This is a genomic window from Pelomonas margarita (genome assembly GCF_043555875.1).
Lineage (GTDB): Bacteria > Pseudomonadota > Gammaproteobacteria > Burkholderiales > Burkholderiaceae_C > Pelomonas > Pelomonas margarita.
The window spans coordinates 197,862-224,190 of the sequence record NZ_JBIGHW010000004.1 but is presented as its reverse complement, the minus strand read 5'-3'; the positions used below and the strand labels follow the sequence as shown (position 1 = coordinate 224,190).

The window sequence follows — 26,329 nt, the reverse complement described above, 5'->3', positions numbered from 1 at the left end:
AGAAACATCCAACGGGCCGTCAGGCCCGTTCTTCATTGAGCTGCTGCAGCCAGGCAAGCGCCTCGGCCTCGTTGGCCACCGGCGTCATCGGCGGCAGCGCGGCACGCAGGCGGCGGCCGTAGTTCATGCCGGCCATGCGCGGGTCGCACACCACCAACAGGCCACGATCGGTCTCGGTGCGGATCAGCCGCCCGGCACCCTGCTTCAGCGCGATGGCCGCCTCGGCGACAAAATACTCCGAGAAGGCGTTGCGCCCCTCGGCCTCAAGCCGCTGTACGCGCGCCTCCACCAGCGGGTCATTCGGCGGCGGGAACGGCAGCTTGTCGATGACGACGCACTGCAGCGCATCGCCCGGCACGTCGATGCCTTCCCAGAAGCTGGCTGAGCCCACAAGCACCGAGGCCGGGTTGTCGATGAAGCGTTGCAGCAGCACGCGCTTCGGCAGCGCGCCCTGCTGCAGCACGGTGATCGCGTCACCGCCCTCCTCGAAGCACTCACGCAAGGCGTCGGCCACCGCCTGCAGGTTGCGCAGCGTCGTCGTCAGCACGAAGGTGCGCCCACCGAGCGCCCTCGCCAGGCGGGACGCCAACAGCGCGACGCTGGGCGGGTGCGTCGGCTCGCTTGGTTTCGGAAAGCCGCGCGGCACGTACAGCCGCGCGTGTGCCGGGTAGTCGAACGGGCTGCCGACGCGCAGGATCTCGGCGTCCTGCAGCCCGGCGGGCTCGGTGAACCAGGTCAGCCCCTCGTCGTCGCCCAGCGTCGCGGACGTGAACACCCACGCCTTGGGCGGACCTTCGAGCTGCTGCTGCATCGCGTCGCGGATGTCCAGCGGCGATTCAACGAGCCGCGCCGCGTGCGGGCTGATGTCGATCCAGCGCACGTCGCCCGGGTCGGGCTCGGCGGCGAACTGCCTGGCCAGGTCGCGCAACTGCTGGGCGCGTTCGCAAAGGCGGGCGAAGTCCGGCGCCGCCTCGCGCACGGCGGTCAGCGCCTCCAAGCCCTGCTCACAGGCGGCCGCCACGCTGACCAGCGCCGCGCTGAAGGCCGGCTGCGTGGCCCGCTCCTTCCAGCCCAGCTTCAGCGTACCGCGCAGCTCGCGCCCGGCCGTGGCCAGCGCGCCCGCAGCCGCCAGTCGCAGCTCGCGCGCGGCCTTCTCGATGGTGGCATGCAGGCCCTGCCAGTCGTTCACGCCGCGCGCATGGGCCAGGCCCTGGGCCAGCAGGTCCCGCGCAAAGTCGATCAGCGCCGCCGTACCCAGCACGGTGCCCAGGAACTGCACACCGGCCTCGGCCAGCTGGTGGGCCTCGTCGAAGATGGCGATCTCCACGCTAGGCAGCAGCTCGGCCACGCCAGTGTCGCGCAGCGTCATGTCGGCGAAGAACAAATGATGGTTGACGACGACGACATCGGCCTCCATCGCCTCGCGCCGCGCCTTGACGACGTAGCAGGCCTTCCAATCCGGGCATTCCTGGCCCAGGCAGTTCTCGCGGCTGGAGCTGACGATGGGGATGATGGGCGAGCGCTCATCCAGGCCATCGATCTCGGCGAAGTCGCCGGTCGTCGTGCCCAGCGCCCAGCGCTCGATGCGCGCCAGCGACAGCGCCGTGCGGCGGTCTGGGAACTCGCCGGACACGCGCGCCTCCTTCATGCGGTGCAAGCACAGGTAGCTGCTGCGGCCCTTCAGCAGCGCCAGCCGCACGGGCATGCCTAGCGCCTTGGTCAGGCGCGGCAGGTCGCGCAGGAAGAGCTGGTCCTGCAGGCTCTTAGTGGCCGTGCTGATCAAGGCCCGGCTGCCCGCCAGCAAGGTGGGAACAAGGTAGGCGAAGGTCTTGCCGACGCCAGTGCCGGCCTCCACCACCAGCGCCTGGCGGCGGCTCAGCGCGCGCGCGACGGCGCGGCTCATCTGCAGCTGCGGCTCGCGCGGCTTGTAGCCCCGGTCCAGCCGCGCCAACGGTCCGCCGGCATCGAACGCGGCCTCCACGGCCTGAGCCAGTTCGTCAGCGGCAGGTGCGGCGGGCGGAGTGGCCTGGTCGAGCGCGTCCAGCCAGTCGTCGAGATCAGGCGGGCTCATCCGGCTCCGTTTCGGCGGCCAGCCGCGCGATCATGTCGCGCAGCGCGAGGCGCCGCTTCTTCAGCCGCTGCACGCCCAGTTCGTCCAGGGGCGCCTGCTCGCTGAGCCGGTCGATCGCGGCATTGAGGTCCGCATGCTCCATGCGCAGCTCGATGAGGCGCCGCGTCAACGAGTGAAGTTGTTCATCCATGACGGGGTTAACGAGAGCGGCTCGCGGCAAGTCGGGGGCGGGCGGGCCAGTATAGTTTTCGCCATGGCTCCTCCTTCCCCCGCCACCGGATTCCGGCTCAGTGCCGCCACGGGCACGCACCGCGGTGACCGGGCATACCAGCAAGACCAGGTGTCGGTGATCGCCCACCCGCGCATCGCCGGATGCGTGATGGGCATCGTGGCCGATGGCATGGGCGGCAAGAGCGGCGGCCGCAAGGCGGCCGACCAGGTCATCCTGACGGCCCACCAGCTGTTCGAGCGCTACTCGCCCGACGACGAATCGCCGGCCGAGCTGCTGGGCCAGATCACGTCCGAGGCGCATCTGATGATCAAGCTGACGGCCATCTCAGCCGAAGAGGAGCCGCACAGCACCATTGCTGGCTTCGTCATCACCAGCGACCGCTGCGCGCACTGGATTCATTCCGGCGACTCTCGCATCTACTGGTTCCGCGGCGCACGCCTCGTGAAGCGCTCGATGGATCACTCCTACGTGCAGCGCCTCGTCGACGAAGGCCAGCTCAGCGAGGCCGAGGCCAGCTCGCATCCGCAGAGCAATCTGCTGACGTCCTGCCTGGGCACGGTGCAGGACCCGACCTCCTCGTCGGAGCGCTTCGAGGGCCTGGAGGTGGGCGACTCGCTGATGTGCTGCAGCGACGGCCTGTGGCACTACTTCACTGCACAGGAACTGGGCAGCGTGCTTTACAGCCTGCCACCGCGCGAGGCGGCGGAGCTGCTCGTCAGCAAGGCGCGCCAGCGCGCGCGAGGCGGCGGCGACAACCTGTCGCTCGCCATCGTCAAGCTCGAGAGCCTGGACTGATCAGCGGGGCGCCGCCGAGGCGCCCGGCCGGGGCAGCGGCGCGGCGGCCGGCTTGGTGCGGGCGTCCTGCTGCGACTGTTGAGCGGCCACGCGCTCACGCACCCGCTGCTGCCGCTCCTGTGCGCGCTCGCGCCGCTCGGCGGCCTGCGCCTCGGCCTGGCCGGCAGCTAGGCGCTGCTGGCGCTCGGCGGCCTGCGGGTCGCGCGCCCGGATCACGGGCGAGGTCGCAGGGGCCGACGGGGCTGGCGACACGGCTGGAGCGTCCTCGATCAGGCGCTGTCTGCGCTGACCCTCGTCCTGCGCCGCAGCCAGCTCCCGCTCGCTGACCCGCTGGCGCTGCGCCGCCGCGCGTGCGAGGCGCTGCTCGGCGGCCAAGGCCTGCTCCTGGCGCACCACCGGCAGCAGCGCGGCCTGGCGGCGCTCGCGCACCTCGTCCAGGCACGGCGTGACCGCGAAGCGCGCCTCGCAGGCCTGCCGCTCCCGCTCGAAGCGCTGCTCGATGAACGCGCGCTGCGCCGCCAGGTCGGCCGGTGCTGCCAGCGTGGCGGGTGCCAGCGGAGCGGATGCGGCAGCCGCTGCCAGCAGGGTGAGCAAGGCTGTCATCAGGTCAGCGAGGTGTCGACATCACGGCGGGCCAGCGCCAGGTACTCGGCCGAGCGCATCTCCTGCAGGCGCGACACGGTGCGGGGGAACTCGTGGGCCAGCGGGCCCTCGGTGTAGAGCTGTTCCGCCGGCACGGCGGCCGAGATGACGAGCTTGACGCGGCGGTCGTACAGCACGTCCACCAGCCATGTGAAGCGGCGCGCCTCGCTGGCCAACCGCACGGGCATCTCGGGCACGTTGGACAGGATGACGGTGTGGAACTGGCTGGCCAGTTCCAGGTAGTCGTTCTGCGAGCGCGGGCCGCCGCACAGCGTCTGGAAGTCAAACCACACGACGCCGCCGGCGCGCCGGTGCGCGTACAGCGCGCGGTGCTCGATCATCAGCTTGCGGTCCTCGTCCTGCGCCTCGGCCAGCGAGTCGAAGGCCTGCGTCAGCGCAGCCTCGTTGGCCTCGTTCAACGGCGTCAGGTAGAGGTTCATGTCCTCCAGCGTGCGGCGCCGGTAGTCGGTGCCGGCATCGACATTGAGGACCTCGAGGTTGGCCTTCAGCAGCTCGATGGCGGGCAGGATGCGGTCGCGGTGCAGGCCGTTGGGGTAGAGCTCGTCAGGGTGGAAGTTGGACGTGGTGACAATGGAGACGCGGTTGCGGAACAGGGCCTCCAGCAACCGGTGCAGGATCATCGCGTCGGTCACGTCGGCGACGTGAAACTCGTCGAAGCAGATGAGCCGGAAGCGCCGCGCGATGCGCTTGCCCAGTTCGTCCAGCGGGTCGGCAATGCCCTTGAGCTCCTGCAGTTCGCGGTGCACCTCGCGCATGAACTCGTGGAAGTGCAGCCGCGTCTTGCGTGTCAGCGGCACGGCCTGGAAGAAGCAGTCCATCAGGAAGCTCTTGCCACGGCCGACGCCGCCATACATGTAGACACCGCGCGGGATGGGCGGGCGCACGAGCAGCTTGGTGACGGCATTGCCGCGGCGGGCCTTGTAGGCCGCCCATTCGTCCTGGCAGCGCTGCAGCGCCTGGATGGCCCGCAGCTGCGCCGCATCGGCCTTGAAGCCGCGCTCGGCGAGGATCTGCTGGTAGAGCTCGGTGACTGTGGTCATGGCAAAAAAAGGGGCGACTGTTCGGCCGCCCCTTCTCAGATCGCGCGACGCTCGATCAGAAGTTCAGCGTGCGCTTGTCTACGGCCAGCGCCGCTTCCTTGGTCGCCTCGGACAGCGACGGATGGGCGTGGCAGATGCGGGCGATGTCCTCGGCCGAGGCCTTGAACTCCATGGCCACGACAGCCTCCGAGATCAGCTCGGAGGCGAACGGGCCGATGATGTGCACGCCCAGGATTTCGTCGGTCGTGGCATCAGCCAGGAACTTGACGAAGCCGGTCGTGTCCCCCAACGCGCGGGCGCGGCCGTTGGCCAGGAACGGGAACTGGCCCGCCTTGTAGGCCACGCCTTCGGCCTTGAGCTGCTGCTCGGTCTTACCGACCCAGGCGATCTCGGGCGAGGTGTAGATGACCCACGGGATGGTGTTGAAGTTGACGTGGCCATGCTGGCCGGCCATGCGCTCGGCCACCGCCACGCCCTCTTCCTCGGCCTTGTGCGCGAGCATGGGACCACGCACCACGTCGCCCACGGCCCAGACGCCCGGCAGGTTGGTCTTGCATTCGTCGTCCACCACGATGGCGCCACGCTCGTCGAGCTTCAGGCCCACGGCGTCGGTGTTCAGGCCGATGGTGTTGGGCACGCGGCCGATGGAAACGATCAGCTTGTCAACCACCAGCGTCTGCTCGGCGCCCTTGGCGTCGGTGTAGGCGATGGTGACGTCCTTCTTGCCCTTGGTGACCTTGCTGATCTTGACGCTGAGCTGAATGTCCAGGCCCTGCTTCTTGAAGACCTTGGCGGCTTCCTTGGCCACGCCTTCGTCGGCCGCGGCCAGGAAGGCCGGCATGGCTTCCAGGATGGTCACTTCCGAGCCCAGGCGACGCCACACCGAGCCCATCTCCAGGCCGATGACGCCCGAGCCGATGACACCCAACTTGCCCGGCACGGCCGGGATGCGCAGCGCGCCGTCGTTGGACAGGATCAACTCCTCGTCGAACTCCGCGCCGGGCAGCTGGCGGGCGTTGGAGCCCGTGGCCAGGATGACCTGCTTGGCGAAGACAGTCTCGTCCCCGGCCTTGAGCTCATAACCGCCATCCTTGGCGGCGACGAAGCTGCCGCGACCGTGGAAGAAGGTGACCTTGTTCTTCTTGAACAGGTAGAGGATGCCGTCGTTGTTCTGCTTCACGACGGCGTCCTTGCGGCCCACCATCTTGGCGACGTCGATCTTCAGGTTGTCCAGGCTGATGCCGTGCTCGGCGAAGTGATGGCCAGCGTGGTCGAAGTGCTCCGACGACTGCAGCAGCGCCTTGGACGGGATGCAGCCCACGTTGGTGCAGGTGCCGCCCGGAGCCGGGCCGCCCTTGTCGTTCTTCCACTCGTCGACGCAGGCGACATTCATGCCCAGTTGGGCCGCACGGATAGCGGCGATGTAGCCGCCAGGGCCGCCACCGATGACGACGACGTCGAATTGCTTTGTAGTCATGCTGATCGTGTCCTCAGCTTAGATGTCGAACAGCAGGCGCGACGGATCTTCCAGCGCGTCCTTCATCGCAACCAGGCCCAGCACGGCTTCGCGGCCGTCGATGATGCGGTGGTCATAGGACATGGCCAGGTAGTTCATCGGGCGGATGACGATCTGGCCGTTCTCCACCACAGCGCGATCCTTGGTGGCGTGCACACCCAGGATGGCCGACTGCGGCGGGTTGATGATGGGGGTGGACAGCATGGAGCCGAAGGTGCCGCCGTTGGAGATGGAGAAGGTACCGCCGCTCATCTCGTCGATGCCGAGCTTGCCTTCCTGGGCCTTCTTGCCGAACTCGGCGATCTTCTTCTCGATGTCGGCGAAGCTCATCTGGTCGGCGTTGCGCAGGATGGGCACGACCAGGCCGCGCGGCGAGCCGACGGCGATGCCGATGTCGAAATAGCCGTGGTAGACGATGTCGTTGCCGTCGACCGACGCATTCAGCACCGGGTACTTCTTCAGCGCGTGCACGGCGGCCTTCACGAAGAAGCTCATGAAGCCCAGCTTGGTGCCGTGTTCCTTGGTGAAGCTGTCCTGGAACTTCTTGCGCAGCTCCATGACCGGGGCCATGTTCACTTCGTTGAACGTGGTCAGGATGGCGTTGGTGGCTTGCGACTGAAGCAGGCGCTCGGCGATGCGGGCGCGCAGGCGGGTCATGGGCACGCGCTGCTCGGGGCGGTCGCCCAGGCTCTGCAGGCCGGGGGCGGCGACGCTGGGCAGCGGCTTGGCGACGGCGGGCGCGGCGGGCACGACCACGGGAGCAGCGGCGGGCTTGGCCGAGGCGGCCAGCGCGTCACCCTTGGTCACACGGCCGTCCTTGCCGGAGCCGGCGACGTCGGTGGCCGTCAGGCCCTTCTCGGCCAGGATCTTCGCGGCAGCGGGCATGGCCACGTCGCCCTTGTTGCCGCCGGTGGCAGCCGGTGCAGCAGCCACGGTGGCAGCGGCAGCCGGTGCAGCAGCCGCGGCGGGCGCTGCGGCGCCGGCCTTGGCTTCGGTGTCGATCTTGGCCAGCAGCTGCTGGCTGGTGACGGTGCTGCCGTCGGCAACGCCGATCTCGGTCAACACGCCCGAGGCCGGTGCCGGCACTTCCAGCACGACCTTGTCGGTCTCGATCTCGACGAGGGTCTCGTCAACCGAGACGGCTTCGCCGGGCTTCTTCTTCCAGGTCAGCAGCGTGCCTTCGGAAACAGATTCGGAAAACTGGGGAACTTGAACGTCAACGATGGCCATGGTGTGAGGCTCCGTGTCTTGTATTTGGGTGTGGGGTGCGCAGGCGCAGGCAAGCGCAGCGCCGGGTCTTCGTCAGAAGGGGCGCTGCGTCATGCGGTCTTACTTGGTCAGGATGAAGCCCTTGAGCTTGGCGAACGCCTGGTCCAGCAAAGCCTTCTGCTGGTCCTGGTGCAGGTGGGCATAGCCGCAGGCCGGGCTGGCGCTGGCAGCACGGCCTGCGTAGCCGAGCTTCTGGCCTTCGAGCATGTTCTCGTGCACGTAGTGCTGCACGAAGAACCAGGCGCCCTGGTTCTGCGGCTCGTCCTGGCACCAGACGATGTCGGTGGCGTTGGGGTACTTCTTGAGCTCGGTCGAGAAGGCCTTGTGCGGGAAGGGATAGAGCTGCTCAACGCGCACGATGGCGACGTCGTTGGCCTTCTTCTCGGCACGGGTCTTGACGAGGTCGTAGTAGACCTTGCCCGAGCAGACGATGACGCGCTTGACCTTGTCGGCATTGATGCTCTCGTCGCGCTCGCCGATGACGGTCTTGAACTCGCCCTTGGTGAAGTCGGTCAGCGGCGACGTCGCATCCTTCGCACGCAGTAGGCTCTTCGGGGTCATGATGACCAGCGGCTTGCGGAACATGCGCAGCATCTGGCGGCGCAGCACATGGAAGATCTGCGCGGCGTTGGTCGGCTGCACGATCTGCATGTTGTTGTCCGCAGCCAGCTGCATGAAACGCTCCAGGCGGGCCGAGCTGTGCTCGGGGCCCTGGCCTTCGTAGCCGTGCGGCAGCATCATCGTCAGGCCGTTGGAGCGGCCCCACTTCACTTCGCCCGAGGCGATGAACTGGTCGATGACGACCTGCGCGCCGTTGACGAAGTCGCCGAACTGCGCTTCCCAGATGGTCAGCGTGTTGGGCTCGGCGGCGGCGTAGCCGTACTCGAAGCCCAGCACTGCCTCCTCGGACAGGATGGAGTCGATGACGACGAAAGGCGCCTGGCCGTCTGCAACGTTCTGCAGCGGGATGTAGGTACCGTCGTCCCAGTTGGCGCGGTTCTGGTCGTGCAGCACGGCGTGGCGGTGCGTGAACGTGCCACGGCCGCTGTCCTCGCCCGACAGGCGCACCGGATAGCCCGAGGCCACCAGCGACGCGAAAGCCATGGACTCGCCCATGCCCCAATCGATGTTCACCTCGCCCCGGCCCATCGTGGCGCGGTCGGCGTACAGCTTGGCGACGAGGTTGTGCGGCGCGAAGTCCTTGGGCAGCGTCGTCAGCTTCTCGGCCAGGCGCTTCCACTCGGTGGCGGGGATGGCAGTGTCGCAACTGTCCGTCCACTTCTTGCCCAGGAAGGGCGACCAGTCGGTGGCGAACTTGCTCTTGAAGTTGGTCAGCACCGGGTCGACGGTATGGCGGCCCTCGTCCATGGCGGCACGGTAGGTCTTGACCATTTCGTCCGGCCCCTCGACCGGCAACACGTTCTGGGCGACCAGCTTGTCGCCGTAGACCTTGCGCGTGCCGGGGTGGGCGGCGATCTTCTTGTACATCAGCGGCTGCGTCAGCGCGGGCGTGTCCTGCTCGTTGTGGCCCAGCTTGCGGAAGCAGACGATGTCGATGACGACGTCCTTCTTGAACTCGGCGCGGTAGTCCATGCACAGCTGCATGGCGTAGACCACGGCCTCGGGATCGTCGCCGTTCACGTGCAGCACCGGCGCCTCCACCATCTTGACGACGTCGGAGCAGTACCAGGTCGAGCGCAGGTCGCGCGGGTCGCTGGTGGTGAAGCCGATCTGGTTGTTGATGACGATGTGCACCGTGCCACCCGTGCGGTAGCCACGGGTCTGGGCCATGGCCAGCGTTTCCTGCACGACGCCCTGGCCACCGAAGGCCGCGTCACCGTGCACCAGCACCGGCAGCACCTGCGCGCCGACGGTGTCGCCCCGGCGGTCCTGGCGGGCGCGGACGCTGCCTTCGACGACCGGGTTGACGATTTCCAGGTGGGACGGGTTGAAGGCCAGCGACAGGTGGACCGGACCGCCTGCGGTGGACACATCAGAGCTGAAGCCCTGGTGGTACTTCACGTCACCGGCGGGCAGGTCTTCAGCGGCCTTGTGCTCGAACTCGGCGAACAAATCGGCGGGCATCTTGCCCAGCGTGTTGACCAGCACGTTCAGACGGCCGCGGTGGGCCATGCCGATGACGATTTCCTGCACACCGCGCTCGCCGCCGCGCTTGATCAGTTCGTCCATGGCGGCGATGAAGCTCTCGCCACCTTCCAGCGAGAAGCGCTTCTGGCCGACGTACTTGGTATGCAGGTAGCGCTCCAGGCCTTCGGCCGCCGTCAGCCGCTCCAGGATGGCCTTCTTCTTCTCGGCGCTGAAGCTGGGCTTGCTGCGCGACTTCTCCAGCCGCTCCTGCCACCAGCGCTTCTCGGCCGGGTCGGAGCCGTGCATGAACTCGGAGCCGATGCTGCCGCAGTAGGTCTCGCGCAGCGCCTGCACGATCTGGCGCAGCGTCATCGTCTCGCCACCGAAGTAGCTGTTCACGGCGCTGAACGAGATGTCCATGTCGGACTCGCTCAGGTCGTAGAACGCGGGGTCGAGTTCGGGGATCTTGGGGCGCTCGGCACGCTTGAGCGGGTCCAGCTCGGCCCAGCGGTTGCCGAGGAAGCGATAGGCCGCGATCAGCGACTGCACGTGCACCTGCTTGCGGGCGACGGCGAGGTCGGCGCTGGAAGCCTTGTTGGCGAAGGCGTTGGCCTTGGCACGTTGCGCGAAGGACTCGATGACCGGCGCATGGGCCACGTCACGGGACTCGCTGCCGTCTACGGCGGGCACGTGCTGGAGGGCGTCGAAGTAATCGCGCCAGTTGTCGGGCACAGAGCCCGGGTTGTCGAGGTAAGCCTCGTACATCTCCTCCACGTACGGGGCATTGCCCCCGAACAGGTAGGAGTTCGACCTGTATTGCTGCATCATCTTTCGCTCACCTCATGCCCCGGTTTCCAGGGAGTTGGCTGGTTGAAGAACCTTCCGCGACACGGCTCGACCGGTTGGCGGATTGCGACCCACCTTCGCTGTTGACCAGGCAAAAGGGACGGGAAGGACCATAAGTCTCAAGGGGCCGAACTCTAGCACCTCGGGTTTGCCCGGCGCAGCCGCCCGGCCGCGACAAACTTCACTGATCGGGCTCGAAAAAAGTTGACTGCCTCGTAAACTTGCGCCCGCGACAGCCCCGCGATTGAATGGCTGCGCCACGGGACAACGAGGATTCCCCATGCAAGTCCAGGTCGTCGACTACCGCGCTGCGGACGCAGCCGAGAAGTTCACCCGCTCCCTGCACGAAACCGGCTTCGGCGTGCTGACCCACCACCCCATCCGGCAGGCCCTGGTCGAGAAGATCTACGCGGACTGGCTCGCGTTCTTCAACGGCGAGGGCAAGGACGCCTACGCGTTCTCGCGCGAGACACAGGACGGCTGGTTTTCAACCGAGATTTCAGAAACTGCGAAGGGTTCCAAGCAAAAGGACATCAAGGAGTACTTCCATGTCTACCCCTGGGGCCGCATCCCGGAGCAGCTGAGGGAAGACGCCCTCACCTACTACCGCGAGGCCAACGCACTGGCCGAGGAGCTGCTGGGCTGGGTGGAGCGCTACACGCCGCCGGACATCGCCGCGAAGTACCGCGAGCCGCTGTCCAACATGATCCAGGGCAGCAACAAGACGCTGCTGCGCGTGCTGCGCTACCCGCCGCTGACGGGGTTGGAGCCGGCCGGCTCGCTGCGCGCCGCAGCGCACGGCGACATCAACCTGCTGACCATCCTGCCCGCCGCCAACGAGCCCGGCCTGCAGGTGCTGGGTAAGGACGGCGCCTGGCATGACGTGCCCTGCGACTTCGGCACGCTGACCATCAACATCGGCGACATGCTGCAAGAAGCCTCTGCGGGCTACTACCCGTCGACGCAGCACCGCGTCGTCAACCCGACCGGCGACGGCGCGAAGAAGAGCCGCGTGTCGCTGCCGCTGTTCCTGCACCCTCGCGACAACGTGGTGCTGAGCGACCGCTACACGGCGGACGCCTACCTCAACGAGCGCCTGCGCGAGCTGGGCGTCAAGACCTGATCCCGGTTTTCGCCGCGCCGCCTGACAAATCGGCAGCGCATTCGTCTCTCCTCTGACCGACGCAGGCGGCGGGTTCCACCGGAGCACCGCAAGCACTGCGTCGCAGACGGAGGCTTCGATGATCGAACGGCTTGTGCCAGCAGGGCCCTGCATCCTGCTGGACATCCGGCTGAGCGTGGTGCATGTGAGCCCGGCCGCGCAACGCCTGCTGGCCTGGGCCACGCCCGTGCTGACCGTGCAGCAGCGCAGCCTGCACACGCCCGGCGACCAACCCGCGCTGAACCGCGCGCTGGCGAGGGCCGTGCGCGGCAGCCGCACGGCGGCATCCCTGCCACGGGCCGACGGCCCGGCATTGACGCTGCGCGCCGAACGGCTGTCGGCGTCGGGCATGGAATGGGTGCTGGTCACGCTGCGGGATCCCGCACTGGAGACACCCGACACCGATCTGCTGCAGGACCTCTTCGACCTCACACCCACCGAGGCACTGGTGGCTGCGGGCCTGGCCCAGGGCCAGACGGGCGCCGAACTGGCGCTGGCGATGGGCGTGCAGATCAACACCGTGCAGTCCCACATCAAACGCGTACTGGTGAAGAGCGGCACGCGCCGGCAGTCGCAACTCGTCTCGCTGATCCTGCGCAGCGCCGCCATGCCAACGCACCCCTGGCTTGCGGGGGCGGCGCGCGCTCAAGGGTCGGGTCTTGCCCAAACAGGCAACGACGGCACCGCGGGCGCTGGGCACAGTGGCGTGCACCCCCGGCTCGCCAACGGCGGGCCCGCCTGATTCTCGCTGTCATCACTGAAATCCCCTGGAACGCCCAATGAAACACCTGGCCCTCTGGACTGCCCTCGCCCTGACCACCGCCGCCACGAGCACCTTTGCCCAATCGATGTCGGTGGCCAACGTCTCCTACATCTACGCCGCGCCCGACACGCAGCGTCTGGTGTCCAACACCACCGGCGCGACCACCGAGAGCGCGCTGACCGCCGATACCACCTACAACGGCATCGACAGTGCCTACTCGCGCGCCTCGCTGGCCGAGGGCTCGCTGAAAGCCTCGGCGGGCGGCACCGCCGACTACATCAACAGCAGCGCGACTGCGCAATTCGGCGACACCTTCGGCGCCGTCGACGCCGCCACCGGCCAGGCCCACGCCTGGCAGCCGGGCGAGAAGGTCACGTTCAGCTTCTCCGTCACCGGCACCATCCGGCAGTCGCTGCCGAGCGCCCTGATGGCGCCTCTGGACCCGGATTTCCAGAGCCTGGTCATCTTCGGCTTCCAGGCCTACCGCCCCGGCTACATGGCCCTGCAGACCCAGATGGACGCGCTGTGGGACAAGCCCTGGAACGCAGAAGCTCAGGCGGAATACACCCGCCTGAGCGCCGCGATCAGCGCGCTGCGCATCAGCGACAGCGGCGTCGGCGGCTATCTGGGGCGCCCGTACACGCCGTGGTTCGATGGTGCGACGGCACCCTACATCGATGTCCAGGCGAACACCCCCACCGTCATCAGTTCGACCTTCGAGCCGGGTGGCAGCTTCGAATGGGTCGCTTACTTGAACGTATCGGCGCGCTTCCAGTCGGACTTCCCGCTGCCTGAGCGCCTCACCTTCGTCGTCGACTTCTCGCATTCGGTCGGCGCGTCCTTCAGCGGCCCCGAGGGCACCGTCACGACGTCGGCCTCGGGCTTCTTCCCCAACACCGTCAGCGCCGTGCCGGAACCAGCAACCACGCTGCTCTGGCTGGCCGGCTTCGCCATGCTGGGCCTGATCGCACGCCGCGGCCGCGCACCGCGCGGGTGACGCAGGCCCGCCGGCCGGCCTGACAAACCTCCGGCGCACCTGTCCGGTGTTGATCGACGCAGGCGGACCTGCTGCCCGAGCGACCCTCGATTTCGCTGTCATCCGCAGAAATGGAACACCCATGAACAAGAACCCTCGCAAGTACCTCCAACTCGGCGGCGTCGCACTGGCAATCAGCCTGCTGCAGGCTCCCGCCTGGGCCGTCGACTACATCTGGCAGGGCGGCGACGGCGTCTGGGGCGACGCCTCGCGCTGGACACTGCTGGGCGTGCCGGGCAGCGGCGACAGCGCCACCATCCAGGGCACCGGCACCGGCACCGTGCTCGTGCGCGATCCGCGCAGCGTGGCGCAGCTGTTCATCAACGGCAACCTGGCCAGCACCTCCACGCTGACGGTGGGTGCGCTGTCGTTCAGCTCGGGCTACTTCGGCCGCTCCGTGGCGCAGGGCGCCGGCGGCTTCATGAACGTCAGCGGCGCCGCCGTGTTCGACGGCACGCAGACGCAGACGGTCTCCTACAGCAGCACCATCAACCTCGGCGGCAACGCCACCTGGCTGCAGGGCAACGGCCGCATCTCGGTGGACAGCGCCTACAGCGCCGGCGGCCAGAGCTTCGCGGCCTCGGCCATCAACGTCGGCGCGGGCACCACGTTCACCGACCTGGGCGCGGCCAGCGGCTCCGGCTACAAGATCCTCAGCGGCACCAACGTCAACGGCAACTACCTGCGCACCGGCCTGGGCGACACCTACGCCCGCAACGTCAACGTCAACGCCACCGGCACACTGAACGTCGCCAGCGGCAACTTCATCTTCGACAACGGCAACTACGCCAACACCTCCGCCGGCACCATCAACGTCGCCAGCGGCAGCACGCTGGGGCTGTCCAACATGACGTTCACGCAGGGCAGCGTCGTCAACAACAGCGGCCTGGTCCGGCAGTACGGCGGCAGCGTGACGGTGGCCAGCGGCGCGCAGATCGACGGCGCCTGGCAGATGGACTTCGGCACGATGGTGATCCAGGGAGCGCACGCTGTCGACTCGCTGGTGATGAACGGCACCCAGATCGCCGGCCCCGGCACGCTCACCACCCGCGCCTTCACGTTCAACCACGGCAAGCTCGGCGGCAACAGCGGCGCGCCGGGCGGCGGCACGCTGAACGTGACCGGCCCCGCCACGTTCTCCGGCGCCGACACGCTGAGCGTCGACTACAACCACACGCTCAACCTCGCCGGCGCCAGCCGCTGGACGGCCGGCAACGGCCGCCTGGCCGTGGCCACCGGTGGCAGCGCAGGGCCGGACGCCCACGTCGACATCGCCGCCGGCGCCACGTTCAGCGACGAGGGCGCGGCCTCGGCGTCGGGCTACAAGACGCTCACCGGCGCGCGCCTCTTCACGAACCACGGCCGCTATGTGCGCACGGGCCTGGGCGAAACCTACACCACCGGCTTCGTCAACGCTGGTCTGCTGCAGGTCGCCCAGGGCAGCTTCAGCGTCGATGCCGGCTTCAGCAACACGGGCCGAGTGGACGTGGCCGCCGGCGCGCTGCTGCAGGCGTACAGCAGCCAGTTCGTCAGCGACGGCCTGCTCACCGGCGACGGCACCGTGAAGACGCTCAACGCCGGCACAGCCCTCACCAGCAACGGCACCATTGACCCCGGCCAGCTCGACGCCGTCGGCACCCTGACCATCGACGGCGACCTGACGCTGACGGGCAGCTCCGTTCTGCACATCGACCTTGCCGGTGGCGGCGTGTCCGACAAGCTGGCCGTCACCAGCGACGTGCTGCTGAACGGCGAACTGTCCATCTGGGGCGGTGCGGGCCTGACGCTGCAGCTGGGCGAGGTCTACACCCTCGCCAGCTTCGGCCAGCGTCTGTCCGGCTCGACCTTCGACAGCGTCAGCTGGCATGGCCTGGGCGCCGGCCAGTTCGCCGTGGAGTACACGGCCGACAGCGTGCTGCTGCGGGTGACGGCGGTGCCGGAGCCGGCGACGGTGGCCCTCTGGCTTGTCGGGCTGACGCTCATGGGCGGCCGCCGAATGCGTGGACGCCGCCAGCAAGCCACCAGGGCCACACACCCGTGAGGCTGGGGTGACATGAAACAGCCGGGGCCAGGCCTTGCCCGTACCATCGCCGCCAGCCTGCAACCGCCCCGCGTTCCATGCACCTGTCCGCTCAATCGTTCACTCAGGCCTGCCGCGAAGGCGGCCGCCAGATCGAGACCTGGCTGCGCGTGGTCGACCGCGAGCACGGCGCGCGCTTCTACCGCGAGGCCGCCGCCGCGCTGCGCAGCTGGCAGGCGGCGGAGGACGTGGTGCAGGAGGCGATGGTCAAGGTCTGGCAGCGCTGCGCGAGCTTTCGCAGCACGGGTGACCCCATCGCCTGGATTCACCAGATCGTGCGCCACACGCTGCTGGACGCGCTGCGGCAGCGCGCCGTGCAGGCGCCACGGGAAGAAGCCCTGCACGACGACGACGGGCAGCTGACCCACGAAGCCGAGGCCGCCGTGCTGGGCCTGTCGGTTCAAGGCGTGGCCACGCCGGAGGGCGCGCTGGCCGAGCACCAGGTCGAGGCCGTGTTCCGCCGCTGCTTCGAGCAGTTCGCCGCCGTGCACCCCGAGCATGCGACGGTGCTGCGCTGGGTCGTGGAGGATGGCCTGGACAACGCCGCGATCGAAGGCCTGCTGGAACGCAGCCCCGGCGCCACGCGCGAGTTCATCTCGCAATGCCGCAAGAAGGCGCGCCCCTTTTTCGCGGCCTGGTACACCCTCGTCGGCCCCACCGGGGGCACACCATGACGCCCACCACGCCCGACGACGACGACCAGCACTGGCTGGACCTGATGGCCGGCCGCACGGCGCCCGACGCCGATGCGCGCACGCGCAGGGAAGCCGCCTGGCTGCGCGCGGCCGTGCTGAGCTACCGCGTGACGGCGCCGCCGGGCGCGCCAGCGGACGCCGATGCGCGGGTCGGCCGCCTGCTGACCCGGGCGCGCGACGCCGGCGTGCTGGCATCGGCCGCCAACGATGCCCCGCCACGCGGCAAGGCCGGCGCGTGGTGGCGCCCGGCGCTGGCGGCCTGCGTCGCCCTGTGCGGTGTCGTGCTGGTCTTCGTGCCCGCCAGGGACGGCACCGACGACGGCAGCGCGCTGCGCGGCGCGCCGGTGCAGCGCGTCGAGACCGTAGACGTGGTGCAGCGCCGCCAGCAGTTGCTGCGGGCCCTTCAAGCCGCCGGCTTCGACGCGCAGCCCTTCGAGCGCCTGGGGCGCCTGGGCATCGACGTCAGCCTGCCCGTGCCCCTGCCGGCCCGGCAAGCCGAGGCGCTGAAGCGGCTAGGCCTGGCCGCACCCACCGGGCCCAGCCTGCAGATCGAATTCGTCAACACGCCCGCACCGGCCCGCCCATGAGCACGTCGAGATGGAAGCCCCCCACCTGGGTGCTTGCGGGGTTGCTGGCCGCAGGCAGCGCCACCGCCGACCCGACCGCCGCGCTTGAGACGGCCTGCGCGACCGTGCCCGAGGCGCCTGCGACCGACCTTGCCGTACTGACCCAGCGCATCGTTGCCGCGCAGACAGCCACCACCGGCGCCGGGCTGGCCGAGGCCTGCCAGGGCTGGCGGCAGGTGGCGCGCAACCCGGCCAGCCCCGCCCTGCTGCTCACCGAGTGGCGGGCCCAGGTGGCGGCCGCGCTGGTGTGGCTGGGCCGCTCCGCCGAGGCCGAGCCGCTGCTGGACGCCGCTTACCACCAGTACCTGGCCGCCAGCCCCGCCCACATCGACAAGCGCAGCATGGTGGCCGGCATGCTGATGGTGATCTGGCTGCAGCGCGCGCAGCTGGACACGGCGCTGACATGGTCGCAGCGCGCCGTGGACGCGATGGTCGACCCTGGCTCGGGCGCCAGCCTCGGCGACAGCCTGCGCGTGCGCCTCAACCACGGCTCGCTGCTGTCGCGGGCGCGCCGCTTCGACGAGGCCAACCAGCTGCTGCTGGGCCTGCTGGACGAAGCTCTGGCGCAGCCCGACACGCTGGCCCCGCAGGCGGCGGCCGCCTTGAACTCGCTGGCCAATCTGGCGCGCCGCCAGTCGCGGCTGGCCGACGCGCTGGCCTACACCGAGCGCGAGATCGCGCTGCGCCAGGTGCGCCTGACGCAGGACCCGGTCAACATCGCCACCGCGCTGCACAACCGCGGCCTGCTGCTGATGAGCCAGGCCCGCTTCGACGCCGCCGAGGCCGCACTGCAGGCCGCGCTGCAGCAGGCCCGCGACGCGCAGGCGGCGGGAGCCGTCGACCTGATGGGCCACCAGGCCTCGGTGCGCGAGACGCTGTCGGGCCTGCTGCTCGCGCGCGGCCGCCCGGCCGAGGCGCTGCAGGTGGCCCACGAAGCCGTGGCCACGCTGGCAGGCCGGCCCGAGGCCGCCACCGCGCGCGGTGCACGACCCTTGCGCCGCGTGGCCGAGGCGCAGCTGGCACTGGGCGAACTGGGCGAAGGCGTGGCGACCTACCGGCGCGCGCTGGCGCTGCTGAGCACGACCGTCGGCGCGCCCGAGGCCGACACCGCGCTGGCGCTGCGGCTGGGCCATGCGCTGGCCATGATCGAACTGGGCGAACTGGACGAGGCAGCCACCTCACTGCAATGGGTGGCCACCGACAGCCGCCCGCGCAGCCCCGAGGAGAGCGCGCGCCTGCAGGTGCTGCAGGCCACGCTGGCCCAACGCCGGGGCGACACCGCGGCGGCGGCCCGCGCCTGGCTGGCCGCCGACCAGGCCGTGGCCGCCGCGATGCCGCCCGAGCATCCCGACCGCCGTTTCATCCAGACCCAGGCCTGCGAGCTGCAGGCCGCCGCCTGCCCGCCCACCACGAGTGCAGCCGGCACGCCCGACACCGACGCGCTGACGCAGATGTCCCTTGCCCGACGCGCCCGCGCTGCAGGTGACGCGGGCGCGGCCGACGCCGCCGCCCGCAGCGCCGTGGCGGCCGCCCTGGCCTCCGGCCAGCCGCGCCTGCAATGGCAGGCGCTGGCGCTGTGGGCCGACGTGCTCGCCGATACCGGCCAGCGCGACCAGGCCATCTTCCTCGGCAAGCTGGCGTTGACCCGGTTGCAGCAGCAACGCCAGCGCCTGCTGCCGCTGGGCACCGTGGCCGACGCGCGCTACCTCGCCGACAAGGCGCCGCTGTACCGCCGCGTGGCCGACTGGCTGCTGCAGGCGCAACGCATTCCCGAGGCGCTGGAGGTCATGCGGCTGCTGAAGCTGCAGGAGCAGGCCGAGTTCAACGAACGCGGCTTCGTCGACGCCTTCGCGGCTGGCGGTATCAGCTTGAGCGCGGCCGAGCAGGCTGCGTGGCAGCGGCTGGAGTCGGCGCTGCAAGGCGGGGCCGGCGCGACCGAGCTGCGCGCCCTGAGCGAGCGCGCCGCCTCGCAGCGCATCACGGCGGAAGAAACCGCACGCCTGGCCCAACTGCGCCGCGACGAGGCCGCGCAGCGCGACCACCGCGCCGCCGGGTTGAACGCGCTGCTGACCGGCCTGGGCACCCAGCCACGCCCATCGCCACCGGGCCGCAAGGCGCCGACGAACAAGCCACCGGCCGGCCAGCTTCACGTCTACACGCTGGCCGGTGAACAGCGCCTGAGCCTGCTGCTGATGGGGGCCGGTGGCACCCAGGTACACCAGCTGGACCTGGGTGCCACCGAGCTGGCGCGCCAGGTCGCTGCGCTGCGCGACGCGCTCGCGGGCACCCAGTCGGCCGGCGCCGTCCAGCCGCTGGCCAAGGTGCTGTACAGCCGCTTCGGCCACCTGATCGACCAGGCCGCACGGCGCCAGCGCGCGGGCCGGATCGTCGTCTGGCTGGACGGGCCGCTGCGCTACCTGCCGCCCGGGCTGATGCATGACGGCCGACAGCCACTGGCGGCGCGCTACCGCTTCGTCGTGGCCGGCGGCCTAGCCGCGCCGCAGCGCCCGGCGGCCAGGCCCACCGTGGCGCCGCAGATCAACGCGTTCGGCGTGACACAGGCCTTCCAGGGCCTGCCCGCGCTGACAGCCGTGGCCGATGAACTGTGCGACATCGTGGACGGCCCGGTGCTCGGCCTGGAAGCCGGCAGCAACAGCAGTTGCGGCAGCACCGCCCGCGGCCAGGGTCCGGTGCGCGGTCAGGCCAGGCTCAACGGGCTGTTCACCGAAGCCGCATTGACGCGCGCCGACGCCGCCCCGACAGCGAACGAGCTGCTGCACATCAGCACGCATTTCGTGCTGCGCCCGGGCAGCATCGCCAAGTCCTGGTTGCTGCTGGGCGACGGCAGCCGCCTCCCGCTGGAGCGCATGCGCCGCATCGACATCGGCCGGCCCCAACTGGTGACCTTGTCGGCCTGCGAGACGGCCGTGATGGATTCGGGCGGCGGTGGCCGCGAGGTCGACGGCCTGGCCGCCGCGCTGCTGGACCGGGGCGCCGGCCAGGTGCTAGCCAGCCTGTGGCGCGTGGACGACCGCGCCACGGCGCGCTTCATGCAACGCTTCTACACCGCTTACACACGCCAGCACGGTGATGCCGCCACGGCCTTGCAACAGGCGCAGCGGCAAGCGATGGCGGAGGGCGCGCCCGCGCGCGACTGGGCCGCTTTCGTGCTGCTCGCCCGTGCGGGCGTTGGGTCATGATGGGGCATGCCTCCCACCCGGGTCATCGACATCCACCCCGACGCGCCGCCCAAGCCGGCGTTCGGTTCCACATGCAACGGCTGCGGCGTCTGCTGCCTGGCCGAACCCTGCCCGCTGGGTGTCTTGCTGAGCCGGCGCCTGAAGGGCGCCTGCGCCGCGCTGCGCTGGGACGGCGCCCGCTACGTGTGCGGCGCGCTGATGGCGCAACCGAGCGGCCTGAGGGGCTGGCTGGTGAAGCGCTGGATTTCGTCTGGCAGCGGCTGCGACTGCTCGCTCGAAGTCACGGGCAAGCCCTAGCCGGCCAGGGCCGGCGCGTCGCTACATTTTTCGGCTTCTGTCCTCCCCGAAGAAGCTGCATGACCGCTGTCCTCCACCTGCTGCCGCTGCTGGCCGCCCTGACCCTGGGCGCCGCCCTGCCCTCAGCTCAGGCCGCCCCGCTGCGCTGGGCCGCACAGAACGACATCCTGACGCTGGACCCGCACGCGCAGGACCACAACACCTCCAACGCCATCGGCGCCCACATCTACGAGGGCCTGACCCGGCTGAGCAAGGGCTACCGACCCGAACCGTCGCTGGCCACCAAGTGGACGTACCTGTCGCAAACGCAGGTTCGCTTCGAACTGCGCAAGGGGGTGAAGTTCCACGACGGCTCGCCGTTCACGGCCGACGACGTGGTGTTCAGCTTCGGCCGCATCACGCAGCCGCAAGGCACCAAGCAGACCTATGTGTCGGGCATCAAGGCTGTGCAGAAGGTCGATGACCATACCGTCGACCTGATGCTGGAAGCCCCCACGCCGATGCTGCTGCAGAACATCATCAGCTTCCCCATCATGAGCAAGCTGTGGTCCACGAAGCACAACACGACCAGCACACAGGACTACAAGGCCAAGGAAGAGAACCACGCATCGCGCAACGCCAACGGCACGGGGCCATACAAGCTGGTGCGCTGGCAGCCCGACCAGGCCGTGACGATGGTGGCCAACCCGGACTGGTGGGACAAGAACCCCGGCAACGTCACCGAGTTGGCCTATCTGCCCATCAAGAGCGCGCCGACGCGGGTGGCGGCGCTGCTGTCCGGGGACGTGGACCTCGTCACTGACCTACCGCCGCAGGACTTCTTCAAGCTCAAGGCGGACGGCCGTGTCCGGCTGCTGGAAGGCCCCGAGATTCGCACCATCTTCTTCGTCATGGACCAGGGCAGCGACGAGCTGCGCGAGTCCAGCGTGAAGGGCCGCAACCCGTTCAAGGATCGCCGCGTGCGCGAGGCGCTGAACCTGGCGATGGATCGCGAGGCCATCCAGCGCAGCCTCATGCGCGGCCTGTCGGTGCCGGGCGCGCTGATGATCCCACCGGGCGTGAACGGCTACGACAGCGCGCTGGACGCGCCACTCAAGCCCGACCTCGCCAAGGCACGCCGCCTGCTGGCGGACGCGGGCTACGCGAACGGCTTCGAGCTGCCGCTGCACTGCCCCAACAACCGCTACGTCAATGACGAGCAGATCTGCCAGGCGGCCGTCTCCATGTGGGCCAAGATCGGCGTGAGGGCGCGCCTCGTCGCCGCGCCGTTTGCCACCCACAGCCAGACCTTCCAGCGCATGGAGTCGGCGTTCTTCATGCTGGGCTGGGGCGTGTCGACCTACGACGCGCTGTACGCCATGCAGTCCTGGGGACACACGCGCACGGCCGGCGCGGACGGCAACTTCAATTTCGGCCGCGTCAGCGATGCGCGCCTGGACGCGCTGATCCAGCAGATCAAGTTCGAGCCCGACGTGGCCCGGCGCAACGCACTCATCCGCGAGGCCGTGCTGCGCATCCGCGACGAGTTCCTGTTCATCCCCATGCACCACCAGATGCGGCCCTGGGCGCTGAAGCCCGGCGTGCAGACCACGCACCGCTCCAACGACTACTTCGAGGCCCGCTACACCACCGTGAAATAGCCGGCGACTTCGGCGATCATGCGCCCTCCTAACCCAGGAGGATCGCCGATGAAACTGCGCATGGCCACCGCCGCGCTTCTGGTGTGCGCTTCGCTCGCCGCCACCGCTCCCGCCACCGCTAACACGCTGCGCTGGGCCGCGCAGAACGACATCCAGACGCTGGACCCGCACTCCCAGAACCACTCGGCCACGACGACCATCTCGGGCTACGCCTACGAAGGCCTGACGCGCTACACCGAGAAGTTCGACGTGGAGCCGGCGCTGGCCACCAAGTGGACGATGGTGTCACCCACGCAGATGCGCTTCGAGCTGCGCCGTGGCGTGAAGTTCCACGACGGTACGCCCTTCACAGCGGACGACGTGGTATTCAGCCTGCAGCGCATCAAGCACCCAGCCAGCAACATGATCATCTACGCTTCCGGCATCAAGGAGGCCAAGAAGATCGACAGCCACACGGTGGACCTGATCCTCGACGGCCCCAACCCCGTGCTGCTGCGCAACCTGACCTTCGTGCGCATCGTCAGCAAGGCCTGGGCGACCAAGAACCGCTCCGAGAACCCGCAGGACTTCAAGGCCAAGGAGGACACCTTCGCCGCCCGCAACGCCAACGGCACCGGCCCGTTCCGCATCACCAGCTGGACGCCGGACCAGAAGGTCACGATGGTGGCCAACAAAGACTGGTGGGACAAGCCCACGGGCAACATCAGCGAGGTCGTTTACCTGCCCATCAAGTCGGACGCCACGCGCGTGGCCGCCCTGCTGTCGGGAGCCCTGGACCTGCTGACCGACCTGCCGCCGCAGGACGTCACCAAGCTCAAGGCCGACCCGCGACTGAAGGTCATCGACGGGCCGGAGAACCGCACCGTGTTTTTCGCCCTGGACATCGGCAGCGACGAGATCAAGGGCGCCTCCGTGAAGGGCAAGAACCCCTTCAAGGACAAGCGTGTGCGCGAGGCCATGTCGCTGGCCATCGACCGCGAGGCCATCAAGCGCAGCCTGATGCGCGGCCTGTCCATTCCGGCGGCCGTCATGGTGGCGCCCGTGGCCTACGGCTGGTCACAGGAGCTGGACACCGTGGCCAAGGCCGACGTCGCCCGCGCCAAGCAGCTGATGACGGAGGCCGGCTACGGCGACGGCTTCGAGGTGCCGCTGGCCTGCCCCAACGACCGCTACGTCAACGACGAGGAGATCTGCCAGGCAGTGGTGTCGATGTGGGCCCGTATCGGCCTGAAGGCGAAGCTGCAGACGCAGCCGATGACCCAGCACTCCGCCGCGCTGCAGCGCTTTGACCTGCCGCTGTACATGTATGGCTGGGGCGTGACGACCTTCGACGCGCAATACACGCTGCAGGACATCGTGCACACCAAGACCTCGGGGGCCGACGGCAAGGGCAACTACTCGCGCGTCAGCGACGCCAAGGTGGATGCGCTCGTGCAGCAGATGAAGGTCGAGACCGACGTGCCCAAGCGCCTGGCACTGATGCAGGAGGCCTTGAAGCGCACGCGCGACGAGTTCCTGTTCATCCCCATCCACCACCAGGTGCGGCCGTGGGCGATGAAGGCGGGCGTGACCATCCCGCACTCCGCCAACGATGCCCCGCAGGCCCGCTGGGCCACGATGAAGTGAGGTCGCCGGGGCGGCGTCAGTGCCGCCCTGAAGTGCCGCCATGCCAGGCGAGCGCGGGACAATCCGCGCAATGAGCGACGTCCCCTTCCAGCCCACCGGCATCAGCCCCAGTGCCGAGCAGCTGGCTATCCAGCTGCGCCGAACCCGCCTCCTTCTCGTGGAGGCCAATGCCGGTGCGGCGAAGACGACGACGCTCGCACTGCGCATCGCCCAGGCGCTGCAGCGCGGCGCCCAGCCCGAGACGGTGCTGGCCCTGACGACCACCGCGCCTGCCGTCGCCGCGCTCAAGGTGCGGCTGGCCGGCATCGGCGTGCCCAGGGCCGTCGTGCAGCAGTTGCGCATCCAGACCTTCGAAGCCTTCAGCCTCGCGGTACTGGCAGTCGCGCAGGGCGAGGCGGCCCGCGTCATCACCGCGCACGAGCAGGCTCGGCCTTATGTGGTGCGCGCCATCGAGCGCGCGCAGTCGCTGCCCGACGAGCGCCACCCTGACGAGCTGATGACTGACGCGCAGCCGCGCGACCTCGTCGAGGGGCTGTTGAAGTCCTTCGACGTGATCAAGGGCCGCATGCTGGTGGAGCACCTCGACCCAGAGCAGCGCATGACGCCCGCGCTGGCCGATGAGCTGGGCTTCGGCTACCTGACGATGCGCGCCTGGGCCTGCTATGAGTTCGCGCGCAAGGGCGGCCACCCCGACCGGCCGGAGTTCCGCTTCCACGGCGACGGCGCCTACGACCTGGCCCGCGCGCTGCTGAGCGGCGAGATCGACGCGGGCGACGACGCGCTGCGCCAGGGCCTCACGCTGATCTGCGTCGACGAGATGCATGACGTGAACCGCGCCGCCTTCACGGTGCTGAAGGCCGTCCTGGCCGCCAACCCGCGTGCGGCCTTCGTCGGCGTGGGCGACCGGGACCAGGTCATCCACGCGCAGACGGGAGCCGAAGCCGGCTTCATGCACGAGCACTTCCGCGCCGAGATCGGCCCGCCCGAGGTGCTGCCGCTCACCCGCAGCCACCGCTTCAGCCCGCAGCTGGCCCGCCACGTGGGCGCGCTCGCCGGCAAGCCCTACGCGGCGGACGAGGCGCTGCAGACGCTCATCCGCCTGGAGTCCTGCGAGACACCCCGGCTGGCCGCGGCCTTCATCGCCCGCCAGGCGCAGGCCCACCACCAGCAGCAGGCCCATGCCAGCCTGCGCGTGCTGCTGCGCCATGCCGCGCAGTCCGTGCTGATCGAGCATGAGCTGCTGCGCCTGGGCGTGCCCTACGACACCGTCGGCTTCGCGCCCTACCTGGAGCGCCCCGAAACGCTGCTGGTGCGCGGCCTGTATGCCATCGCCTGCCAGGACGACACGGGCTTTGAGACCCCGGCGCAGCGAGCCGCGCTGCTGGACGCGCTGCTGCTGTTCTCGGGCGCTCGCGTGGACAGCATCGAGCTGCGCAACCTCGACAGCGCCGAGGCCCAGCGGGTGGCCGTCGGCGAGGCCGCCGCCAGCGCCGACACGACACGGGCCTTCGTCGACGCCCATGTGCTGCGCAGCGCCCACCCCGCCGCCCGGCGGCAGCTGGAAGCCGCGATGAGCGTGCTGCGCACGCGCCATGCCGGCGCCTTCGAGGCCTCGTTCCTGAACGCGCTGGACCCACTGGCGCTGGCCAGCCGCGTGTTCGTGCGCCAGGACGACGCCGCGCAAGTGCTGGACAACATCACCCAGCTGCACCGCGTGGCCGTGGCCGAGGAGGCCGGCGTGGACGGGGCCTTCCGCATGTTCGCGGCCATGGACGCCGCGCGGCGCCGCCTGCGCAGCCACGACCGTGTGGCGCTGTCCAGCATCGAGGCGGCCAAGGGGCTGGAGTTCGACCACGTCATCGTGCCGCACCTCTCCCGGGGCGAGTTCGGCGATAGCTCGACCGAGACCCGCAACCTGCTCTACGTGGCCATGACGCGCGCGCGGCGCCAGCTCACGCTGAGCTTCGACCCGCAGCGCCCGTCCCGCTTCCTGCGCGACGCGGCCCTGATCGACTGACACCGCAGGCCTCGCGATGAAACCTCCCGTCATCAGCTTCTCGACGCTGCAGTCCGTCGTCGAAATCTCCGCCACGCTGGCATTCGCGTTGTCCGGCCTGCTGGCCGGGGCGCGCAAGCAGCTGGACGTGGTCGGCCTGTGCGTCGTGGCAGGCCTGTCGGCCTTCGGCGGCGGCACACTGCGCGACGTGCTGCTGGACCGCCGGCCCTTCTTCTGGGTCGAGCACGCCGACTGGCTGTGGGCGCTGATGGGGCTGGCCTTCGGCGCGATGCTGTTCCTGCGCCACCGCCACCTGGCGCTGACGGAGCGCGCCATCGAGTGGCCCGACGCGCTGGGCCTGGGCCTGTTCACCGCCAACGGCAGCTGGATCGCGCTACAGGCCGGCATGCCGGCCATCGTGGCGGTGCTGATGGGCGTCATCACCGCCACCTTCGGCGGCGTGCTGCGAGACATCGTCTGCAACGAGATCCCAGCGGCCTTCCACGACCACCGGCCCTACGCGCTGTGCAGCTTCGTCGGCGGCTGGGTGGTGGTGGCGGCGGTGCAGCTGCAGGCGCCGCAATGGGCCGCCATCAGCGCGGCAGCCGCCATCACGGTGATGCTGCGTGCGCTGGCGCTGTGGACGGGCTGGACGCTGCCGCCCTGGCGCTTCCACAAGCGCTGAGCG

General features: G+C 69.5%; 20 protein-coding genes. 13 read left to right on the top strand and 7 right to left on the bottom strand.

What is annotated here, in order from left to right; genetic code table 11:
- Window positions 1–19: 19 nt before the first annotated feature.
- Together ACG0Z3_RS09560 and ACG0Z3_RS09555 are read right to left on the bottom strand one after the other, a co-directional pair.
- Window positions 20–2,071, bottom strand: a complete 2,052-nt coding sequence (locus ACG0Z3_RS09560; protein ID WP_394397147.1) for a DNA repair helicase YoaA — start codon at window positions 2,069–2,071, stop codon at window positions 20–22.
- The gene (locus tag ACG0Z3_RS09555) at window positions 2,058–2,261 is read right to left on the bottom strand and encodes a YdcH family protein (RefSeq protein WP_394397145.1); all 204 of its coding nucleotides are present in this window, start codon (window positions 2,259–2,261) and stop codon (window positions 2,058–2,060) included. The genes ACG0Z3_RS09560 and ACG0Z3_RS09555 overlap by 14 nt, the downstream gene beginning before the upstream one ends.
- Before the next feature lie 63 nt (window positions 2,262–2,324).
- Between ACG0Z3_RS09555 and ACG0Z3_RS09550 the strand changes: the two genes are divergently transcribed.
- Window positions 2,325–3,098 (top strand): PP2C family protein-serine/threonine phosphatase, encoded by a 774-nt coding sequence (locus ACG0Z3_RS09550; RefSeq protein WP_394397142.1) that lies wholly within the window; start codon window positions 2,325–2,327, stop codon window positions 3,096–3,098.
- Here ACG0Z3_RS09550 and ACG0Z3_RS09545 read toward each other — a convergent pair whose 3' ends face one another.
- The 5 genes from ACG0Z3_RS09545 to ACG0Z3_RS09525 all read right to left on the bottom strand — a co-directional run bounded on the left by ACG0Z3_RS09545 (window position 3,099) and on the right by ACG0Z3_RS09525 (window position 10,502).
- The gene (locus tag ACG0Z3_RS09545) at window positions 3,099–3,701 is read right to left on the bottom strand and encodes a hypothetical protein (RefSeq protein ID WP_394397140.1); all 603 of its coding nucleotides are present in this window, start codon (window positions 3,699–3,701) and stop codon (window positions 3,099–3,101) included.
- Window positions 3,701–4,801, bottom strand: a complete 1,101-nt coding sequence (zapE, locus tag ACG0Z3_RS09540) for a cell division protein ZapE (protein WP_394397138.1) — start codon at window positions 4,799–4,801, stop codon at window positions 3,701–3,703. The genes ACG0Z3_RS09545 and zapE overlap by 1 nt, the downstream gene beginning before the upstream one ends.
- Before the next feature lie 55 nt (window positions 4,802–4,856).
- On the bottom strand, window positions 4,857–6,278 hold the full coding sequence (lpdA, locus tag ACG0Z3_RS09535) for a dihydrolipoyl dehydrogenase (RefSeq protein ID WP_394397136.1): 1,422 nt from the start codon (window positions 6,276–6,278) through the stop codon (window positions 4,857–4,859).
- Window positions 6,279–6,296: 18 nt separating this feature from the next.
- The gene (gene odhB, locus ACG0Z3_RS09530) at window positions 6,297–7,547 is read right to left on the bottom strand and encodes a 2-oxoglutarate dehydrogenase complex dihydrolipoyllysine-residue succinyltransferase (RefSeq protein WP_394397134.1); all 1,251 of its coding nucleotides are present in this window, start codon (window positions 7,545–7,547) and stop codon (window positions 6,297–6,299) included.
- Window positions 7,548–7,646: 99 nt separating this feature from the next.
- Window positions 7,647–10,502, bottom strand: coding sequence for a 2-oxoglutarate dehydrogenase E1 component (locus ACG0Z3_RS09525; protein ID WP_394397132.1), 2,856 nt, complete (start codon window positions 10,500–10,502; stop codon window positions 7,647–7,649).
- Window positions 10,503–10,800: 298 nt separating this feature from the next.
- Here ACG0Z3_RS09525 and ACG0Z3_RS09520 point away from each other — a divergent pair, with 298 nt between their 5' ends.
- The 12 genes from ACG0Z3_RS09520 to ACG0Z3_RS09465 all read left to right on the top strand — a co-directional run bounded on the left by ACG0Z3_RS09520 (window position 10,801) and on the right by ACG0Z3_RS09465 (window position 26,326).
- Window positions 10,801–11,643 carry an isopenicillin N synthase family dioxygenase gene (locus ACG0Z3_RS09520; RefSeq protein ID WP_394397130.1) on the top strand — a complete coding sequence of 281 codons (843 nt, stop codon included), beginning with the start codon at window positions 10,801–10,803 and terminating at the stop codon, window positions 11,641–11,643.
- Between the two features lie 118 nt (window positions 11,644–11,761).
- Complete coding sequence (locus tag ACG0Z3_RS09515; RefSeq protein ID WP_394397128.1) at window positions 11,762–12,424, top strand: helix-turn-helix transcriptional regulator; 663 nt, start codon at window positions 11,762–11,764, stop codon at window positions 12,422–12,424.
- A 37-nt stretch (window positions 12,425–12,461) separates the two neighbouring features.
- Entirely contained in the window at window positions 12,462–13,442 is a 981-nt protein-coding gene (locus ACG0Z3_RS09510; RefSeq protein WP_394397126.1) for a PEP-CTERM sorting domain-containing protein, read from the top strand.
- Window positions 13,443–13,563: 121 nt separating this feature from the next.
- Entirely contained in the window at window positions 13,564–15,522 is a 1,959-nt protein-coding gene (locus ACG0Z3_RS09505) for a PEP-CTERM sorting domain-containing protein (protein WP_394397124.1), read from the top strand.
- A gap of 77 nt (window positions 15,523–15,599) precedes the next feature.
- Window positions 15,600–16,235 (top strand): RNA polymerase sigma factor, encoded by a 636-nt coding sequence (locus ACG0Z3_RS09500; protein ID WP_394397122.1) that lies wholly within the window; start codon window positions 15,600–15,602, stop codon window positions 16,233–16,235.
- Complete coding sequence (locus tag ACG0Z3_RS09495; protein WP_394397120.1) at window positions 16,232–16,843, top strand: hypothetical protein; 612 nt, start codon at window positions 16,232–16,234, stop codon at window positions 16,841–16,843. Before ACG0Z3_RS09500 ends, ACG0Z3_RS09495 begins: the two co-directional genes overlap by 4 nt.
- Window positions 16,840–20,082, top strand: coding sequence for a CHAT domain-containing tetratricopeptide repeat protein (locus ACG0Z3_RS09490; RefSeq protein WP_394397118.1), 3,243 nt, complete (start codon window positions 16,840–16,842; stop codon window positions 20,080–20,082). Before ACG0Z3_RS09495 ends, ACG0Z3_RS09490 begins: the two co-directional genes overlap by 4 nt.
- Before the next feature lie 6 nt (window positions 20,083–20,088).
- A complete protein-coding gene (locus ACG0Z3_RS09485; protein ID WP_394397116.1) occupies window positions 20,089–20,379 on the top strand; it encodes a hypothetical protein in 291 nt (96 codons plus the stop codon).
- A gap of 59 nt (window positions 20,380–20,438) precedes the next feature.
- A complete protein-coding gene (locus ACG0Z3_RS09480; protein ID WP_394397114.1) occupies window positions 20,439–22,019 on the top strand; it encodes an ABC transporter substrate-binding protein in 1,581 nt (526 codons plus the stop codon).
- 48 nt (window positions 22,020–22,067) lie between these two features.
- Window positions 22,068–23,645, top strand: a complete 1,578-nt coding sequence (locus ACG0Z3_RS09475) for an ABC transporter substrate-binding protein (protein WP_394397112.1) — start codon at window positions 22,068–22,070, stop codon at window positions 23,643–23,645.
- A 70-nt stretch (window positions 23,646–23,715) separates the two neighbouring features.
- Window positions 23,716–25,662, top strand: coding sequence for a 3'-5' exonuclease (locus ACG0Z3_RS09470; protein WP_394397110.1), 1,947 nt, complete (start codon window positions 23,716–23,718; stop codon window positions 25,660–25,662).
- 16 nt (window positions 25,663–25,678) lie between these two features.
- Window positions 25,679–26,326, top strand: coding sequence for a trimeric intracellular cation channel family protein (locus ACG0Z3_RS09465; protein ID WP_394397108.1), 648 nt, complete (start codon window positions 25,679–25,681; stop codon window positions 26,324–26,326).
- Window positions 26,327–26,329 lie beyond the last annotated feature (3 nt).